The sequence below is a fragment of the Rummeliibacillus sp. GQ308 genome, from assembly GCF_059759115.1.
Genome location: NZ_JCAXDQ010000001.1, coordinates 284529 through 301590, shown reverse-complemented (window position 1 = coordinate 301590; position 17062 = coordinate 284529). Strand labels below are relative to the sequence as shown.

The 17062-nt window shown below is 37.1% G+C and carries 11 protein-coding genes, 1 pseudogene and 1 riboswitch; of the genes and pseudogenes, 5 read left to right on the top strand and 7 right to left on the bottom strand.

Features of this window, described 5'->3' with window-relative positions; all coding sequences use genetic code 11:
• Nucleotides 1-30 precede the first annotated feature (30 nt).
• On the top strand, nucleotides 31-816 hold the full coding sequence (locus AC6CHJ_RS01470) for a 3-hydroxybutyrate dehydrogenase (protein ID WP_498287067.1): 786 nt from the start codon (nucleotides 31-33) through the stop codon (nucleotides 814-816).
• Between the two features lie 141 nt (nucleotides 817-957).
• Nucleotides 958-2349, top strand: coding sequence for a sigma-54 interaction domain-containing protein (locus AC6CHJ_RS01465; protein WP_392995280.1), 1392 nt, complete (start codon nucleotides 958-960; stop codon nucleotides 2347-2349).
• A gap of 130 nt (nucleotides 2350-2479) precedes the next feature.
• On the opposite strand, the gene AC6CHJ_RS01460 is transcribed toward AC6CHJ_RS01465, so the two are convergent.
• The gene (locus AC6CHJ_RS01460) at nucleotides 2480-3352 is read right to left on the bottom strand and encodes an effector binding domain-containing protein (RefSeq protein WP_498287066.1); all 873 of its coding nucleotides are present in this window, start codon (nucleotides 3350-3352) and stop codon (nucleotides 2480-2482) included.
• 453 nt (nucleotides 3353-3805) lie between these two features.
• On the opposite strand from AC6CHJ_RS01460, the gene arr reads away from it, so the two are divergent.
• Complete coding sequence (arr, locus tag AC6CHJ_RS01455) at nucleotides 3806-4222, top strand: NAD(+)--rifampin ADP-ribosyltransferase (protein WP_147195274.1); 417 nt, start codon at nucleotides 3806-3808, stop codon at nucleotides 4220-4222.
• A gap of 128 nt (nucleotides 4223-4350) precedes the next feature.
• On the opposite strand, the gene AC6CHJ_RS01450 is transcribed toward arr, so the two are convergent.
• From AC6CHJ_RS01450 to AC6CHJ_RS01430, 5 genes and pseudogenes are all read right to left on the bottom strand, one after another.
• Nucleotides 4351-4722 (bottom strand): DoxX family protein, encoded by a 372-nt coding sequence (locus AC6CHJ_RS01450; protein ID WP_498287065.1) that lies wholly within the window; start codon nucleotides 4720-4722, stop codon nucleotides 4351-4353.
• A 419-nt stretch (nucleotides 4723-5141) separates the two neighbouring features.
• Nucleotides 5142-5711 (bottom strand): hypothetical protein, encoded by a 570-nt coding sequence (locus tag AC6CHJ_RS01445; RefSeq protein ID WP_498287064.1) that lies wholly within the window; start codon nucleotides 5709-5711, stop codon nucleotides 5142-5144.
• 462 nt (nucleotides 5712-6173) lie between these two features.
• A pseudogene (locus AC6CHJ_RS01440) lies at nucleotides 6174-6323 on the bottom strand (DNA alkylation repair protein); the annotation flags it as partial.
• A 9-nt stretch (nucleotides 6324-6332) separates the two neighbouring features.
• The gene (locus AC6CHJ_RS01435; RefSeq protein WP_498287063.1) at nucleotides 6333-8765 is read right to left on the bottom strand and encodes a S8 family peptidase; all 2433 of its coding nucleotides are present in this window, start codon (nucleotides 8763-8765) and stop codon (nucleotides 6333-6335) included.
• Nucleotides 8766-9027: 262 nt separating this feature from the next.
• Nucleotides 9028-9696, bottom strand: a complete 669-nt coding sequence (locus tag AC6CHJ_RS01430; RefSeq protein ID WP_498287062.1) for a DNA alkylation repair protein — start codon at nucleotides 9694-9696, stop codon at nucleotides 9028-9030.
• Nucleotides 9697-9913: 217 nt separating this feature from the next.
• A riboswitch (cyclic di-GMP riboswitch) is annotated at nucleotides 9914-9999 on the top strand.
• A gap of 23 nt (nucleotides 10000-10022) precedes the next feature.
• Between AC6CHJ_RS01430 and AC6CHJ_RS01425 the strand changes: the two genes are divergently transcribed.
• Both AC6CHJ_RS01425 and AC6CHJ_RS01420 read left to right on the top strand, forming a co-directional pair.
• Nucleotides 10023-10799: a hypothetical protein gene (locus tag AC6CHJ_RS01425; protein WP_498287061.1), complete on the top strand. Its 777-nt coding sequence runs from the start codon at nucleotides 10023-10025 to the stop codon at nucleotides 10797-10799.
• Between the two features lie 514 nt (nucleotides 10800-11313).
• Entirely contained in the window at nucleotides 11314-12348 is a 1035-nt protein-coding gene (locus tag AC6CHJ_RS01420; protein ID WP_498287060.1) for an acyltransferase family protein, read from the top strand.
• Between the two features lie 160 nt (nucleotides 12349-12508).
• On the opposite strand, the gene AC6CHJ_RS01415 is transcribed toward AC6CHJ_RS01420, so the two are convergent.
• On the bottom strand, nucleotides 12509-17017 hold the full coding sequence (locus AC6CHJ_RS01415; protein WP_498287059.1) for an endonuclease: 4509 nt from the start codon (nucleotides 17015-17017) through the stop codon (nucleotides 12509-12511).
• Nucleotides 17018-17062: the final 45 nt, after the last annotated feature.

Sequence of the window (17062 nt, the reverse complement as noted above, 5' to 3'; positions counted from 1 at the left end):
AACAACTACAGAAAAACGGAGGGAACGAACATGGGAATGTTATTAGAAGGAAAAACAGCTTTGATTACGGGAGCAGCAAGCGGCATCGGCCTTGAAATTGCGAAAGTTTTTGCCAAGGAAGGTGCAAAAGTAGCGATTTCGGATTTGAAGGAAGAAGCGACAATCACAGTAGTCAATGAGTTGAAAGAACAAGGCTTTGAGGCGATTGCCGCTCCATGTGATGTAAGTGATGAAGAGGCATTTGCAAAAAGCATTAAAAAAACCTATCAAGCCTTTGGACGGATAGATATCTTAATTAATAACGCCGGCCTGCAGCATGTATCAAATATCGAAGACTTTCCAACAGCTAAATTCAAGCAAATGATCGATGTCATGCTTACAGCGCCGTTTGTGGGAATCAAGCATGTATTTCCTATTATGAAACAACAAGGCTTTGGCAGAGTCATTAATATGGCTTCCATCAACGGACTGATCGGTTTTGCCGGAAAAGCTGCCTACAATAGTGCAAAGCACGGTGTCATCGGATTAACCAAAGTAGCTGCATTAGAAGGAGCAGAGCAAGGTATTACTGTAAATGCTCTATGTCCGGGCTATGTAGATACGCCATTAGTACGTAATCAACTTTCAGACCTAGCGGCAACTCGCGGTGTCGAACTTGATAAAGTGATGGAAGACGTACTCTTCCCATTCATTCCTCAAAAAAGACTGCTCACTGTAGAAGAAATAGCGGATTACGCTGTCTTCTTAGCCAGCGATAAAGCAAAGGGTGTTACCGGGCAAGCAGTGGTTCTTGACGGTGGCTATACTGTTCAATAAGAGAGCCTATTACCGCATGAAGATACTCCCTTTCATGCGGTTTATTACTTTATAGCACTGTATGAAGTTTTTTAAATTTTAAATATTTTAATATTCTTTTGCTATAATAGAGTTATTAGATATTAAAAAGGGAGGCACATGATGAACGGATTTCAAAATATTCCCTTTAACTGGCTTGAAAAGATTATCAATCTAGCAGCAGAGCGAATTGTTTTAGTTAATCGCCAAGGAATCATTCTCTATATTAATACGGCTTATTGCGATTTTATCGGGACCACTGTTGATTGGGCCATTGGCAGGCATATTGAAGATGTAATTGAAAATACTCGTATGCATATCGTGGCAGAGACCGGCCGTGCAGAACTGGCTGCTGTCCAATCGATTAATGGCAGCGAAATGATCGCGAACCGTTTCCCTCTAATTATAGATGGCGAACTGGTTGGAGCCCTAGGCACAGTGATGTTCAGCAATCCAGAGGAATGGCAGAAATATCAGCGAAAGATTCAGTCACTGGTCGATGAGCTCGCCTATTATAAAACTCGGTTTGAAAAAGAATTGAAAAGCAAATACACCTTTGTTGATTTAATCGGGAGTAGCACAGACTTCATAGCTGCAAAAAAACTGGCGGAAAGAGTAGCTGGAAGCCAATCGTCTGTTTTGCTGTTAGGTGAATCGGGCACAGGAAAGGAATTATTTGCGCATGCCATTCACTCGGGCAGCCCTCGTGCATCATTTCCTTTCGTCCCCATTAATTGCGCCTCTATTCCCGATCATTTATTGGAATCTGAGCTATTCGGCTATGAGGAAGGCGCCTTTACCGGAGCTAAAAAAGGCGGCAAAAAAGGACAATTTCAAAACGCAAACCTAGGGACAATTTTTCTGGATGAAATCGGTGACATGCCCCTTTCTATGCAAAGCAAGCTACTAAGAGTTCTGCAAGAAAAAGAAGTACAGCCCATCGGCAGCCAGCAATCCATCCCAATCGATGTCCGTGTCATCGCCGCCACACATCGGAATTTAGAAAAAATGGTGCAAGAGGGAAAGTTTCGACAAGATTTATATTACCGATTAAATGTCATTAAGATCGACATTCCCCCTCTACACAAACGGAAAGCTGATATTCCGATAATTAGTCTGCATTTATTAGAAAAGCTAGCGAAGAAATTTTACCGTGAGGAGCTATCTCTTTCACCGGAAGTCATCCAAAGGCTTCAAAGCCATATGTGGCCTGGCAATATTCGTGAGCTGGAGAACGTTTTAGAACGTGCCATCAATGTACTCGACGGGAAAACCATTGAGCTGTTTCACCTGCCTTTATATTTACAGGATGTAGCAGAGGATACAAAGGACACTCAATTTGAAGGTCAGACTACTATTCCTTTAAGCCCCTTAAAAGATACAGTCGCTCATGCCGAAAAGTCGGCAATTCGACGCGCACTGGCTGTAGCAAAAGGCAACAAACAAGAAGCCGCCAAGTTGCTGCAAATTAGCAAAACCAGCTTCTATGACAAATGCAAACTATATAATTTATAAGGAGCAACCTACTGTGATGATAGGATTGCTCCTTTTCTTTAGCCACCATCATTGTGAGCAAGCCGTAAATCCTTTAAACACCTAAAAAACCAGCCTATTAAGGCTGGTTTTTAATCTAAATAGTTTGTTTTTAATTCACCTTTTGCTTCAAAGGAATCCATATCTCTGAATATAAATCCTCACTCGAAGGGTCCTCATCTGAATATACTTCTAATTCTGGGGTACCCGCGTGTTCATATGAATTTGAGGGAAACCACTCTTGAAAAATCTGCTTCCACACTCGTTGCATAGCATCTGGCATGGGTCCGTGAACTTCAAAAACTGCCCATCTTGAAGCGGGAATATCAAGTGTTTCCAACCCTTCAGGTGTTGTACCAGCATATTCTGTAGCTATCCAATAATCAAATAAATCACTTTTGCTTTCTTTTGTAGCAGCACATACACCAAGAACTCCCTCTATTTTTCCATTGTTCAAGCTAAATAAAAGATCGTCCGTACCGTCTTTATTCACTTGATCCCACAATTTAGGTATCCCTTTTAGGTTCTCATCATTCACAGTTGAAAACTCTCTTTTTATCCCTACTACCTGAAAACTTTCTCTTTCAACAATTTTATACTTCATCGGCTCTGCCCCTTTCAGACTCACCTGAATGACCAGGCGGTTATAAGAATTAAGCATCCCTTTATTAAACCGCGCTTCTCTAGGTGTTATCCCGTGCTGCCTTCGAAATGCTTTGGTAAACGATTCAGGAGTTTCATAACCATATTTAAAGGCAATATCAATAACTTTATTTTTCGTATTAGAGAGTTCCTGCGCAGCTAAGGTTAACCGTCTTCGTCTTATATACTCTCCAACGGTACTATCAGTCAAAATATTGAATGTTCGTTGAAAGTGAAAAACGGATGCTTGTGCCTCCTTTGCTATATCGTCGATTGTCATTTCCTCTAACAAATGTTCTTCTATAAAGTTTATTGCCCTCTGTAAAGAATCAATCCACTCCATATCGCACCTCCTTGAATTAAGGATACTAATTTCATGGCCATAAAACCTGTCATTATCTGCTTTTATAGGACCTTTTTTTATTTATATCCAGTAGTAGTTTCTTCTCCAAGTAAGAAGGGTTCTCCTTCAAATGAATGGTTTGTCTAATAAAAAAACCAGCCTATTAAAAGACTGGTTTCTTACCACATACGTATTAATAATTGAAAGAATAGAAAAGAAAATAACTCCTCTACACTATAAAAAAATCTTACTCTTCAAGAAGATTAAGGTTTCTGTCTAAGTTTGTTATATAATTCTAAATTGAAATAATCAGCTTGGTTAAAAATAATACCATTAACCCCTTGCCTCTACTTACATTATAACCCAACCTAAATATTATTTATAGACTGTTTTTTCGCTCTGATCCTGCCTTATACTGTAATACGAAAGTCTACAAATAAGGAGAGTGGCTATATGAATAACCAAACGAATACCTTAGATCCAGGGCCTTTCTTTCACGGTACGAAAGCAAATCTGAAAATTGGAGAACTGCTTGAACCATTATACTTATCCAATTATCAGGATAAAAAATCTAACTATATCTATTTTACTGCCACATTAAACGCAGCTAAATGGGGTGCTGAATTAGCCAGAACTAATTCAAAAGAGAGAATCTATATTGTAGAACCATTAGGTGATTTTGAGAATGATCCGAACTTAACTGACAAAAGATTCCCGGGAAACCCTACACGTTCTTATAGGTCCAAATCTCCTTTGAAAATTGTAGCTGAATTAGGTTCATGGGAAAGGCATTCTGATGAAGAAATAAATCATATGATCACATCTTTAAAAAAATTAAGTGAAGAAGGAAAAAATGTAATATACGATTGATTAGTTAGCCTTAACTAATTTTCCATAAAAAAATCGTATTCAGAGGTGAACTCTTGAATACGGTTTTTTTGTTTTATTTGAAGCCTACAATACCACATACGCTTCGACAGAATGTGTTCTTCTCAACTTTAATTTTCTCTTTTTCCAAGCTTTAGAGCTCCCATAATCAAAGGGATTTGTAGTGGCAGCCGAAGCCATAAGATTAAAGGATTTGCTTTTTGACCTGGCTTGAATGATATTTTCTTTATTGTCATATACACATTTGCCGGAAAAACGGCCACCATAAAGAACGCTAACAATTTACTTGTAATGGCTTGACCTTTTTTCACCCAAAGCAATACAGAAAAGATAATCTCAAACACGCCTGTCACTAATACAATAGCTCGACGGAATGGGAGGATTTTCGGAACGATTCTGCGGAAACCGGGTTCATGGATGAAATGCAGGACCCCTGCTCCAAATAAAATAACCGAATAGATGGATCTCAAAAAAGTTTTCATCTGCGTACTCCCTTCATCTTTATATTACTTCTTATTGTAACTCTTTATTACCTTACATCACATTGTGTAAACAGAACAATTTTCATCCGTTCATAACAGTAGATAATATATCCTTTTAAGTTGTAAACTGTAAATTTTTAGTGTACAGTAAATATACAAAACAACGAACTAAGAGTACGATTCTCAGAGTTTATTATAACCGCATTTGTTTTGATTTATCTTAACGCTTCGCTCAGAAAAATAGTATGGAAAAGAGAGAATGTTAAATGCACATTAATTATTTTGATATAACTTTTACTCTGTTATTTTTCATCGCTTTATTTTTTGTTATAGCCTTTATTAGACGTATGATAGCAATAAAAAAGAGCAGCTAATGCTGCTCTTTTCTTATGGGCTAAATCCATTCCCAATCATATCCCCTATTCATGAACTGGTATATAACCCTTCTGAACATAAATTACCGGATCAAAGTATGTGTTTTGATTATATTTCTGAGATATATCAGCACTTATTTTTTTAAAGGTCATATAGCTTTGATTTGTCTTACTCATTTTTACTTTGGCTGATATATAAATACTTTTTTTATTTTTAAAAGTTAATTTAAAATAATTTTTGACATTCTTTTCTTCAACAAAAACACTATTCGTTAAATCATTAGGCTTATTTAAAACTTGTTCAATATGTTCTAATTCTATGTTAGTAACTGATTTAGTTTGTAAATATGGTTTTAAATAATTCACTTTCCACTCTGGCTCTGTAATGGCATCTCTGGATTGTACAATATTCATTGTTAGAGTTATCAAAATCGCCATTACAATTACTATTGAAATTGAATTCCCTACAATAGCTGCACCTGTCTTTTTCGTTTTTACAAATTCAACTAATATAGCCACTAAAACAATTGCCCAAAACACACACGCCACTATTGCTATAAGATTATTATCCACGTTTATTTTGTCATACATTAATTTAACTTTTTCTATATTCATTGGAGCACTCATTTCTTCGTAAGTTTTACTATCTTTTAAAATATGTAGTGCACATATCATTTAGATAAATAATTGCTATTTATAAGGCAAAAAAATAATAGTTCTCAAATTGATTCCTCTTAACCTAAAAACAGAGTAGCATGTTTCGTAGAGACAGAGACTCTCCTCCTTTATAATGATGTCATTATTTATTATACTATTTTTAAAAAAATTTACCTATTATAGAAAATAGTTTACTAATTTTAAATTCTCCCAATTGGAGGCTTAGAATTATAGCAAATACAAACATATACCTCAGACAGATCTACTCTTGTTTTAAGACGTAAATTGCTCAGCTTCGGCAGTAAACTTCCTGAGAGCAGTTGTAAATTTGAATTGAGGGGTTGTAAATGGGGCCTTAGGTGTTGTAAATAATTCGGAACCGGTGGTAAATTAACACCACTGTCCCCCTTCTTGCTTATCTCACCGAAGTCTTTTCAAGGCCTCTCGTTTACTAAGCGGTTTTAATTGATTTGTTGCTACAAACTCCTTTACATCTTGGGGGTTCGTTTTCCCATATTCCCTTAAGGCCCACCCTATAGCTTTCTGAATAAAGAATTCATTGCTGTCTGCTCTTATAATCTATCTCTTTTTTCCAACTGAACGACGTGAAATCGGTCCGTTCCTATATGTTTTATGATTTCCTATTGCTTCAACAGTTACTGTGTAAGTTCCATGGACTTTCATTTTTGAAGTAAAGCTATATTTATGGGTACTCCCGGTAACATATTTTTTATTGACTAATTTAGCTCCACGATATAATGTGAGTTCATATTTTGAGGCTTTCGCTACCGAATGCCATTGAATTACAGTACCTTTCCAAGAAGGCTTTAATACTTGTTTTAACGTTATCTTTTTATCCGAATGTGCTGATGCTGCTCCAGTTTGGTAGCTTTTATTATCACCGATGGCTTTGATGGTTACAGTGTATTCACCAGGATTTTTCATTTTAGAAGAAAAATTATACTTCTTATCTCCTGCCGCGACTCTTTTAGTTAGGATTAGCGTTTTTCCTCTATATAATCGCAACTCGGCTGTTTTAGCATGTTCGAGCATTTTCCAATGAATGCTATCGCCACTCCAAGTTGGCTTTTGTGGTTTTGCTAACGTTGTCAATTTTTTATTTACTTCAGATGGACTAGAAACAATACTGTCTCTATAATTCACTGAATCACCTATTGCCTGAACGGTTACTGTATATGAGCCTGGCTTTACCATCTGTTTTTCAAAATTAAATTGCTGAACATTGTTTTGAACTGTTTGCGTCTGTATTAATGTCTTTCCATTGTAGAGTTTTAACTCATATTGGGAAGCATCTGTCACTTCATCCCATCGAATAGTATTGCTATCCCAGATTGGTTTTTTAACTTGCTTTAAAGTTGATATGATTTTACTTGTATCAGAATACGTTGAAACAGGTCCGTCCTGATAATGTGCACCATCTCCTATCGCTCGGACTGTCACTGTATAGCTCCCCGGACTCTCCATCTCAGAGGATAGATTTATTTCATGTACTGTACCATCAACCCGCGTTGTATAGATGATCGTATTGTCCTTATATAATTCTACTTCATATTGGAAAGCATTTGGGACATCTGTCCATACAATAGTTTCTCCCAGTAAAATCGGTTTTTGCACTCTGTCTAACGTTATCCCAATGACTTGCATCCAAGAAAAATCCAATCTAGGTGTTGTCGTGTTATTCGTCCTATCTGTAACGCTCACACCGTCTTCTTTCATGTAAGAGAGAATTTGATCTACAGAGGAATTAGGATATTTTTGACGAACCAGTGTAAATCCACCTGTTACCTGAGGTGTTGACATTGATGTCCCTGACAAATAGCCATCCCCCCCTCCAGGCAAGGAAGAATATACAGGTTCCCCTGGTGCTAATAAATCTAAAAAGCTAACGCTATTTGAGAAGCTGGACACCTGATCGTAATCATTTGTGGAGCCTACACTCACAACAGAAGAGATACAGGCAGGTGCACTGATGGCGCTTTTATAGGAGTCGTTGCCAGAAGCTGCAATCGTCGCGATGCCTGCACTTTTTAGATTGTCTACCATATTTTTTATGCTGGTATAGTATCTATCACAAGTACTTGAATACTTACCACCACCTAAGCTCATATTTATAGCAGAAATATCATACTGATCTCTTAATAAATAGACTCTCTCTAGCCCATTTAATAAATCGGAAAAATTCCCTTCTCCATCCTTATCTGCCAGTACTTTTATTGCTAAAATATTCGCATCTTTAGCAACACCTGAAAAGCTCGTCGTTTTACCTGCTGCAATTCCAGCTACATGTGTACCATGACCCTCAATATCATTCGCAGCGCCTGCTCCTGTCGCTGTCGTTTTCCCATCACAATTTCGGTCCGAACTGAAGCATGCTTCATAGACGACTTTATCTTTTAAATAGGGATGGCTTCGATCTATACCTGTATCAAGGATAGCAATGGTCTTCCCTTCCCCTGTATATCCAGCAGACCATGCACTCTCTGTATTCATAAGACGGTTTGTAACAATATCCTTTGCTCTTAATTTATCTTCAAGCAGGGTTGAATTGGTTTTTATATCGCTTTTAGAAATGACGCCATCCTCCGTGATACTCTTAACATCCGGATTCTCGGCTAAAGCTTTTAGACCCTCTTCATCTACCTCCATTGCCATATAGGGAATGGTTTTATATTTAGAAATATGGCCTTTGTTATCTAAATCCTCAATAACTGCATCTTGAGTCTCCTGTATATTACTTTCCTGCTTATCCTTTTGACTCTTAGATACTCGTCCTTCTGGCGTGAATTTTTCTTCCAATTGTACAATTACCTTAATTTTGTTTTTCTTGCTTTTAGCTACTTTTTGTTCTAAGCTGCTTTGTATTTTTATAGTAGGATCAATCTTATTTTCTATTCTGTCTTTGCCTTTAGCTTCTATTTCTACATTCATTTGCAGACCAAAGAAAAGAAGGCAAAGGATTGGACATATTAAAAAGTGGTTAAAACCCTTCATGCTTAAGACTCCTTATATCTCTATTTTGTTAGCATATTTTAATTTATCGGGTTGATTAGCTAAATTTTTAGACCCTCAAAAAAATGATAAATATATTTATATTTTAGGTACCAGCCAACACAATGATTTCCAAAGTTGGCGCTACGATAATTAATATCCTTGAAAAGCCAACATTTTTTTGGTTTTTTATATTCCACTTTCTTATAAAAAATTAAATAAAAAACTCAGCCTTCAATAGGCTGAGTTTACGTTCTGTTCATTATTATAAGAGTCTTTTCAAGGCCTCACGTTTACTAAGCGGTTTTAATTGATTTGTTGCTACGAACTCCTTTACTGCATCAGGGTTCGTCTTCCCATATTCTCTCAAGATCCATCCTATCGCTTTTTGAATAAAGAATTCATTGCTGTCGGCTCTTGTACGAATATAGTGAAATAGGCGGTCTTCGTCTGTTTGTTCCCTATACCGAAGCTGGTACAGTAATGCTGATCTTTCTAACCATATATTGTCGTTTAAAATCCATTCATCTGCATACGAAGAAATCAACTGTGGATAGGCTGTAAACAAATACCCCATTATATGTGGCGAAAGTACATCTACCGTATCCCACCATGATTTCGTCACCAACAAAGAACATAGCCACGGCATATCCTCAGGCGTAAGTTCCTTTTTTGCCTTCTCTAGTATATCGAGCGCCGCCTTTTGATACTCTCTTTCGGGAAGCTCCCATAATGTTAAAATGACCTCTTTTAGATTTTCTTTTGAGGGGACACCATGTTCGTTCAAAAATTGTTTCGTCAGCTTTCTGCGGATAGGGGTTCGGATTCCTAAAAATTGAAACTGATTGCGCAAATAATTTTTTGACCAGTTCGCGTATTCTTCATTCTTATGTTGGTTATATAATTCAACCAGTTGTTTTATGTAACTGTTCATACCTGCCACCTGCTCTAAGTTATTTATATTTCCCTTCTTTAAAGCTTATCTCATTGTACTCCTTATTAAACGCATTAATAATTCTACTATGCCTTAATAGCTAACTTCTTTAATATTCAAAAAATTTTCTAAGGATAGGCCTTTTTAACCTATTCAACATACAAAAAACTCATTATATTTATAAATAATTGTTGCTGTTTCTTCTGTATAAAGATAGACAACGACAAGGCAACACTATAGAAATATAGTTACGCAAAGCTATAGGGGCTAAGGTGGTTTCCACTAAGCCAGCCAGTTACCGAATTATCTATAAAAGGAGAATGTATATGATAAACATGAAGAATGCATGGAGTGTAGGACTAGCAGCAACATTGCTACTGTCACAGGGAATGACTGTAGCAAATGCAAAAGAACATTCAGAAAAAAGCCATGGGAAGAAAACACAAACTCATGACAAAAATAAAAATAAGATCGCTGATAAATGGGAAAAGAAGTATAAGCTAACTGGTAAAAATATCGCTTCACAAGACAAAGATAAGGATGGTCTTCCAAATATAGTGGAATACCAGCTTCACTTAAATCCTTTATCTGCAGACACTGATAAAAATCATGTAAACGATGGGTTGGAAGATGCGGATGGTGACAAATTAAGCAATAGAGCTGAAGTAGAGCTTAGGACGGATCCCAGCAATCCAGATTCTGATCATGATAAGATTAAAGACGGTGCTGAAGTAGACAAGCATGGCGTAGAATACTCAAAAAAAGTTCGTGAATTCGAACTAGAAATTGAGACTGATGATGATGACTTCGAGGCTGAGTATGAATATAAAAAAGGCCATGCCAAAATAAAAGTAAGTAAGAAATTCATCTCAAAAGCGACGGTTGAAGCCTTAGTTAAGAAATTCGAAGCATCCACGGAGTTAACAGAAGAAGAAATGCAATCAATTATTGAAACAGAGTTACACTTGGAAGGTTCATATGATATGGAAGCCGAAGTAGAATTTTTAAATGGCAAAGAAGTAGAACTTGAAAAACAATCATTAGATTACGATGATTCCCAAGCAGACGATGATGATAATCAAAATGATGAGGACGAAGATTAATATCCTTGAAAAGCCAACAATTTTGTTGGCTTTTTATATTATTTCCACTGAAAAACTATGGCTTCACTTTAATAGTTTGAATGGAGAAAAAAAACATAATAAAAGGACTTTTTAATATGAATTCAAACAAATCTACTCCAATAGAAACAAAGCAGTATAGTAAAATTTCGCTCTTTTCATTAAAGTATTATGATTTTCCTTGTAAGATACTTTTATAGCCATTAAGATTTAACATAGTGACCTCAAGAATAATATCAATTTAGGAGGACGAGAGAAACCTCCGTTAGATAGAAGCTTAGAATGTTACTGTGCTAAATATACTTTTTACCATTAACTTTCTTTCAGAAGTCCCACTCTCACAGATGGGCCTTTTATTTTTTAGGTCGCCATTTTGCATTTTAGATTAGTTTTAGAACCAACACGAAATAATGCGCAAACTAGCTTCATAATTTAAAAACTATCTACTATATCAATAATATAATAGATAGTTGAAATGAAAGTGAGGAATTACGTATTGATTGCTAAAGAACGAGTTTTTACTTTTGATAATTCAAAAGCTTTATTGATTTTTCTAGTAGTTCTCGGGCACTTCGTTGACTACTATACTGATATCTCTCGTAATATGCAGGTTCTATTTTTCTTTATATATATTTTTCATATGCCTCTCTTTATCTTTATAGCCGGTTTATTTAGTAAATCTACTATTAATAAATCACCATTTCGAATTGATCGAGTACTGACTTTCTTATTGCTCTATTTTATATTGGAAATAGTGCTGTATCTTATGCTTCATGTATGGTTTGGAAGCGAGAGCTATGACTTAACCATGTTTTCTGAAGATGGCGTATCATGGTTTATGTTTGCCATGGCAGCGTGGCTTTGCATAGGTTACTTCTTAAATCAATTCAAACCAAAGTATGTGCTCATTGGCACTACAGTATTAGCCTTATTAGTTGGCTACGATAAAGAAGTAGGTGATTTTTTAGTCGCTTCTCGAATTATAGTCTATCTACCTTTCTTTATGGCGGGTTACTATACAAATCCGCAAAAACTCGCTTGTTTTTTACAAAAAAAATCTGTTCGCATAATAAGTGGGGTTATTCTCTTATTAACGATAGCCTTTATCTACTTCAATATTGATCTGATTTATGGCTTACGTCCCCTATTGTCAGGTCGTAATGCGTATGTAGTTGCAGGCCTACCGGTCATGGGTGGTTTTATCCGTCTAGGTTTAATGATTGTGACGACGATTGTCTCTTTAGCCGTTATGGCAATCATGCCTAACAAAAAAACATGGTATACAGTAATAGGAGTAAGATCTCTACAAGTTTATTTCTTGCATCGTTTTATCCTATTTATTTATCAACATTATCACTTGAATGACTACTTAGCTAAAATTTCACCTAACCATTGGTTAGAAATATATCTATGTTTCGCAGCCATTCTAACGCTTCTCCTATCTTGGAAAGGCTTCGGATGGATACTTATTAAAATTCAGTCCATTTCTTATGTACGATTTAAGAAGCAAGAAAAAGTGGCCAGCCAATAAAATCAAAGCCCCCTTGAAGGGAGGATTAAACCGTCGCCCCGTCCTTCCTTCATATTGGGTGCTTTTTTTATACCCTGCCTCAAAAGGAAAGCTGAACTATTATTAAGAATGCTAAAGTAGCATTTTTTAATAGTTCAGCTTTCTGAGTTTATCTAATAATTTACCAAATAGCTTCTACCCATTCTGGATGATCAACAAATGGATTTCGGTTCCCTTGAATGTTAAATATTTTTTCGTTTCGTTGTTTTTCCCATTCACTTACCGGGTCTTGTTTATTCCATTGCTTTAAAACAGATAGTTTGCCATGGTAAGGGTTTGTTCCATTGTTGACTTGATCGTTCAATTCTAAGTCAACTCTGTCACCCTTTTCATAACGAGTAGCCATGTAAAAGAGCATTCTTGCAATATCCCCTTTTACGTCATTTGGCGGCTCAAACGAATCGCCATCTCTTTTACAAAGAGAGCAACCGTTGATTGCGTTTCCACCGTTATCAAAATCTAGATTACCTCTTGCCCCGTTAACTTGAACGTCGGCTGGTCGTAAATGATGAATGTCTGTACCTGGGCCATTGCTCGTTCCGAAATTGCCATGGGATTTAGCCCATGTATGCTCTCTATTCCAGTCGCCCGCATTGCCACCGGCTCTATCCTTTGAGCGAGATTCACCTGTATAAAGAAGGATAACATTATTTTTGTTTTTTGGATCCTCATCAGTGATTTTCAAAGCATCCCATACTTCACTGTATGAAAGCACTTTATTATCATCTATTATATCGTGCAATGCCGTTTTTAACGCTTGCCCTTCTTTCCCGATAGCATCGCTATAATATTGATCCGTAGCATTGGCAGTTGTCACAGTTACGCTGAAACGAGAAGTAACAGATTTTTTACCATCTGAAGCTGTAACAGCCACTAAATGTGTACCAGTTGGCAAATCTAACGTTAATTCTGAACCGTTAATCGTGCCCATCGTAGAACTGAAGGTTAGTTTATCTCCGTCTGGATCAAGAAAATAATCTGCCAAAGAAAAGTTTAGCTTTTTTCCAGCTGTTATCGTTTGATTATCAAAACCTTTTTTGGCTACTGGTGCATTGTTTTCTGCTGGTTTATTAGGCTGCTCTATTTTTTTGCCCTCTGAATCTCTAAACTGAATTGTTTCAGGGTTCGCACCGTTTTTATAAACGATATTTTTTAGATTTTCAGCCCCTCTAATTTCCTTGACATTAGGACCATCAATAATTACTTTTTCTAACGCAAGACCTGTGAAGTTAATAATTGCACCCGCTTTGTTAGGGTCAACCGTCACTGTCGCTCCTTTAAAGCCTTTCTCGAATCCTTTTCCTTTAAGCTCTGCATACTGAGAACTTCTAATGATAATTCCCTCTGAAATATTGCCACTTTCAAAATTCACTCCAATGCTCGGTGGAGCAAATGTTAGTTTTTTCTGTTTAACATTTACTAAATGAACCATCTTTTTAGGAATAATCGGTTCAGCAATATCGTCGTCTGCTTTTTTCGCCAAGGCAAGCTGCACCATTACTGGATCATGGTCACTCGCTCGACCAGCCATGTCAGTGAAATCTGAATTGATATGAAGAATATCGATATTCGCCGAGTTAGCTAGATTATTTGATACCAAAATATGATCTAATACCTGTGAATTCCCCTGATATACGTACGTATAACGATCGGCTTTTTCCACTTTATTAATCATATTCGTCATATATTTACCTTCCAGTATTTTTAACGAATCAGTAAATTGGAAATCGTTATAATCACCTACTGAGACAATATTTGCATCTGGATTGTCAGCTTTAATTTTTTCTGTAAAGTCTCTCACGATTGTTGCAATTTTATGGCGTTGAACTTCACTTACCAATTTAGGCGGCTGTGATGAGCCAAACAATGGTGTATCTCCTGATTTAGAGTTCCAGTGATTCGCAATGACAACAACACTTTCACCTTTAAAGTCAAATTGTGCAGCTAGCGGTTTTCGGCTATTATCAAATGCTGGATTTGTAGGATCAATTCGTCCAGGATTCAATGAAAGCTTTCCATCTTTATAATCTACTGCTGTTGTTGCATCACCACTTGGAATGTCTTTCGTTAATTGCACGCGGTCTGGATTATACATGAAGCCGACACGGATATTCGCATTCGGTGCACCACCATCTGCATTATTTTCCGGGTCAATATTAGCATAGTTATATTTCACGCCACCTGCTTCTTCAATTTTAGCAATTAAACGCTTATAGCTTTGATCAGCAGCAGCATCTCCTGCAGCAGAACCATTGTTATCTTGAACCTCTGTTACACCAACAATATCAGGATTTTTCATATCTGATGCAATCGCGCGAGCCAATTTGCCAGCTTTGTCCTCAGAGGTTTCTTTTGTATTGTTAGAGAAGTTTTCTAGATTATAAGAAGCAACGGTTAATTTGTCATCCTCTTTTACAATTGTTGTGGTTTCTGGCTTCGAATCACCTTCCACAAGTTTTGCTTTCATATCCTCATAATCAGCGTAGATTTTGTAATTCGAGAAGCCATAGTTTACTACCCCAGTAATAGGCCCCTTAAATTTATCGCCTGTCGCCACTTTAAAATCTCTCGCTTGTGTATTATCGTACAGTTTAAACTGAATACGATCTGCGTTTGCATTATCCTCTGTATATAAGACACCCCCATGAATGGTATCTGTTTTTCTATCTTCTAGAACAGTCATCAAATCACCATGATCTTGAGGCCCTACAGCTTTCACATCTCCTACCTGCACTCTCATGCCTTCAAGAGATTCCCAGAAATCAATCGCATCTTCCTGTGGATCAAATTGAGTAAATTGATCATTATCAATCACTTCAGATGGCAGATTATTACGATCAATAACTACCGGTTCTGGAAGGGTGACATTACTCTTCAACACGCCTACCTTCCCGCCTTGATCGTTGCGAGCATTAAGCTGTGTGACAGATAAATCCGTCTCTTTTTTAGAGTCAGCATAGCCGTCAATTTGGAATTCATCTACTTTACCATTCACACTGACAAGATCCCCAACTTTTACGCTCGCTGCTGTGTTACCCGTATAGACAATAATCCCTTCTGATGTCTTTGGATTGTTGTCTTTTTTCGAATCTGGTGTTTGCATGTGGAAGTAGTTGCCGCTTCCGATTTTATAAATATATGTGACAATACCTTCAATTCCTGAAACAGTCTTACCTTTCATTTGGGAGTCATGTGACTCTCCTTGAATATCATGAATTTGAATTCCTTCTGCTGAATCAAAAACAGTATATTCATACGAAGCAACAGGACTATCTTTCAAACCATCTTTAACAGCAAACGCTTTTACTATCATTTTATCTTGAATAGTAATTGGTTTACTATATACCTTACTTGATTTCGTAGGCTCTGTTCCATCCGTTGTATAATAAATAGTTGCTCCATCTGTTGGGGTCGTTAGAGCTAATTCAGTACCTTTTGCCACTGCTCCAGCTTTCACTGATGGCGTGACAGGCTGAACAACACTCGCATCTTCAACGATATCTGATGTGGAACGTGGAATGACTTGGTATACAGTATCGAATTGCTGAACAATCCCCGTAATGGAGTCATAGGTTTTACCAACAGCTAAATTCAATGTTTTTGTCTCATCACGTACGACAAATTCAGTAGTACCATCTGTCACAGTATAGTTCGCCCACGTACTGCCATCTTCCACAGATAAAATTTTAATATTTTTAGCTTTTACTAGGCGTGATTCATTTTCCTCTGCCACTTCTGCACCTGTAACAGCTTTAGGCGCTGGTGACCCTACATTAGATTTCTTCTCAACCATTTTTGCCCCGTCTAGTTGCAATAATCCTTTGTAATCAGCTAATGTGCCTGTCAACGTGACTTCATCGCCCACTACTGCATCTAATGTAGCTGGTCGAACGGCTAATCCACCCGTTTCATCCTGAACAGAGATTGTATTTTTAAGTTTCGCCGCTACCATAGCTTTGATTGTGACCGTATCGCCTAAAGGTAGCGCTCTTGCTTGTTCAATTGATTTGATCTCAACTGGGGTTCCTGGTTCTACTGATGAACCATCCATTGAATGCTTGCCCAGGTTAGATACATCGTCTATCGGAAGTTTATCCCACTCCTTAGTAGGCTCGAACGCATCATCAATAACGGTATCACCTGATGTAATAGTCGATTTTCGAACTAATGTTAAGTCCGCCATATTATTGACTCTCGTACCTACTTGTCCAAGAGAATCAATGACAGCGTTTGCTTTTTTTAATACAACAGCATCATCCCCGTTAAAATTGATAACGCTACCATTCGCAAGATTTCCCTTACTCTTTATCGAGTCATTCGCATTATTATTGTAAATAACATAAGTATCTCCAGCTTGAATACTTCCACTAAGTTTTAATGTGGCAGTTGCTGTAGTAGCTCCATTTGCATAAAGTTCTAGGGAATACTGACTTAAATCAATTGTAGATCCAGTCCCATTATAAAGTTCAATTGCTTTATTGCTGCTACTTCCCTCAATGTACTCAGAAATAATTAATTCTGAAGCATTTCCTGTAGCTGCTGATGTAGGTATGGCAGGTGTTAAGATACTAGCTACTAAGAGTGACGACAAAAATGCATTAAAAGGCTTTTTCCATTTTCGTTTATTCATGTAAACTAGTTCCTTTCTGTATCAGAATTTGTTTAAGAATGAAAG